The sequence below is a fragment of the Staphylococcus sp. GDY8P196P genome (genome assembly GCF_017891705.1).
Lineage (GTDB): Bacteria > Bacillota > Bacilli > Staphylococcales > Staphylococcaceae > Staphylococcus > Staphylococcus ureilyticus.
This window is the reverse complement of the sequence record NZ_JAESJS010000045.1, coordinates 1-617: the sequence shown is the minus strand read 5'-3', so window position 1 is coordinate 617 and position 617 is coordinate 1. Positions and strand designations below refer to the sequence as shown.

General features: G+C 31.9%; 1 protein-coding gene. It reads left to right on the top strand.

Going from position 1 to position 617, the window contains the following annotated elements; translation table 11 throughout:
* Positions 1-32 precede the first annotated feature (32 nt).
* Positions 33-617, top strand: a 585-nt coding sequence (locus KA814_RS13555) for a protein rep (protein ID WP_210122805.1), incomplete at its 3' end; no start/stop codon positions are given.

Sequence of the window (617 nt, the reverse complement as noted above, 5' to 3'; positions counted from 1 at the left end):
TCAACTCAATACATAGGGGGTTTTTTATTATCATGTGTAATAATAATAGCATTCAATCAATCGAAAAATCAAGTGTATTAATCGACAAAACGAAAAGTGGTAAAGTTCGCCCTTGGCGAGAGAAAAAAATTTCGAACGTTGGTTATTGGGAATTATTGCATATACTAGAATTTAAAAAAGCTGAACGTGTGAAAGATTGTGCAGAGATTTTGGAATACAAAGTGGACGTAGAAACGAGTGAAATTAATTTATATCGTGTTTGGTTTTGTAAATCTCGTTTATGTCCAATGTGCAATTGGAGAAGAGCAATGAAACATGGAATTCAATCGAAAAAAGTTGTTACTGAAGTGATTCGACAAAAGCCAACAGTTCGGTGGTTATTTTTGACACTTTCAGTTAAAAATGTTTATGACGGTGAAGAATTAAATCAAAGTTTATCAGATATGGCGAAAGGTTTTAATCGCATGATGAAATATAAAAAAATCACTAAAAATTTAGTTGGTTTTATGCGTGCGACAGAAGTAACTGTAAACGAAATTGATAATTCATATAATCAACATATGCATGTGTTGCTGGCAGTAGAGCCGACTTATTTTAAGAATACTGAAAACTATGTA